General features: G+C 43.3%; 2 protein-coding genes and 1 riboswitch. Of the genes, one reads left to right on the top strand and one right to left on the bottom strand.

The features are described from left to right. Nucleotides 1–167: 167 nt before the first annotated feature. Entirely contained in the window at nt 168–428 is a 261-nt protein-coding gene (locus A3739_RS13635) for a VF530 family DNA-binding protein (protein ID WP_068476123.1), read from the bottom strand. Between the two features lie 273 nt (nt 429–701). On the opposite strand from A3739_RS13635, the gene A3739_RS13630 reads away from it, so the two are divergent. After that, nucleotides 702–1313: a Yip1 family protein gene (locus tag A3739_RS13630; RefSeq protein WP_068501734.1), complete on the top strand. Its 612-nt coding sequence runs from the start codon at nt 702–704 to the stop codon at nt 1311–1313. Between the two features lie 163 nt (nt 1314–1476). Further along, a riboswitch (cobalamin riboswitch) is annotated at nt 1477–1698 on the top strand. Nucleotides 1699–1765 lie beyond the last annotated feature (67 nt).

The raw sequence follows: 1765 nt of genomic DNA, 5'->3' as shown, positions 1-1765 counted from the left end.
TCGGCCACATTGGAAGGTAGCTAAACGCGTCTTCTTCATAGTTGATCGTAATAAAGTCTTGCTGAGCATTAATTAATACCCAAAGCTGTTTATGCTCTAATATTTGTTCGATGGTGTAATCGTAGCGATCTTCAGGTTCCATCGCGCTAAGTTGTTCGAGGCTTTGTTTAGTCATGTTTTTTCCAATTTTCCCAAGGCGAAGGGGATGGGGTGTTAAAAGTAGACAAATAAAGCTGTTCTACTTTAGTACGAGCCCATGGCGTGCGACGCAAGAATTTTAGCGATGATTTAATCGATGGATCTTTCTTGAAGCAATTGATACTGACGCGGCTCGCTAATCCATCCCAACCATAATGCTCATAAAGTTTTTCTACAATCGTAGCCAGCGTGATGCCATGAAGAGGATTGTTTGGTTGTTCCTGACTCATGTGAGTGTCGTTTTCCTTTTGTTGAATGCAAAACACTATAGTTAAAAACAGCCGGTTCGTTGAAATTGCCTAGATTTTAAGTGGCGTAGAGGTCTTGCGGCAAGTGATGCATGAAATCGCTTATGCAAGAGGGAATTAGCATAGTTAACTAAGTGCTTGTATTCCTTTAGCGTCTAAACAGCATTTCTTTAAGTAAAAGTGATCTAAACAAGTGAATCTGATTGCGACTATCTTTATGTACTGTAAGAACGGAGCCCAGCGGAGGAGCTAACTATGTTGCTTTCACATATGTTTGGATTGGCCACTCACCCTACTAGAGAGTGGCAAGAAATCAAAAAAGAGCATTCCATGCCGACAAGGATCTTTGTCGCGTACACCTGCATATTGGCCGCCATCGGGCCTCTGTGTGCTTATTATTCTACCACTGTAGTTGGTTGGACAATCGGTGATGGGGCCGTCACGAAGTTGACCGCAGACAGCGCATTCCTCTTGTGCGGGTTAACATATCTAACGATGCTGCTGGGAGTATTTTTTATTGGCTACATGATCGACTGGATGGCTCAGACCTACGGAGCTGAGCATGACGAGCAAGCTGCAAACGGAATTGCACTCATGGCATACGCATGCACGCCTCTGTTTTTAGGTGGTTTTTCGCTGTTATATCCTGTCTTTTGGGTCAACGCCTTAGTATTTGTATTTGCTGCCGCATGCGCAGGGGTTCTTCTACACAAGGGTCTTCCGATCGTGATGCGTATTTCAGAAGNTAGAGCGTTTTTCTTCGAAGGGGCGATTCTCGCAGTCGCGCTCGTTTATCTTGTCTCAACGCGTGTCGCAACGGTAATTATTTGGTCGTTGGGTATAGGGCCAGAATTTATTGGCGGATAATAGGTAGAGACTAAATCGAGCCGCAAATGCTCTCATGAGATTTGCGGTTTTTTTATACCTAAGATTCGTAGCCGGCATTGTTTTAAACAATATATTGTTGTTTGTTATTAAAAATGCCTATATATTGTGTTTTGCATTGGTTCACATCTACTAAATAGACACGTAAGAATGTCTCTGAATTAGTTGTGCTAAGAGAGAATCTGGTGAAAATCCAGAACTGACGCGCAGCGGTAATTGGGAACGAAAGCGACATAATGCGAAGCAAGATAGCTACACGCATTAGGCACTGGAACGTAAAATTCTGGGAAGTCGTCGCTGTAGGATAATCGTTAGATTTAACACACGCCCATAAGTCCGAAGACCTGCCAAAGCAACCCATTTATCACAAGATAAATGGGCTTTCATACCTTCGCGACTATAGGGTGATCGAAAGACAGCATTATTGGCAATGG

This window comes from Oleiphilus sp. HI0067, assembly GCF_001635735.1.
The sequence above is the reverse complement of the archived record's forward strand: the minus strand, read 5'-3'. Positions and strand labels throughout refer to the sequence as shown.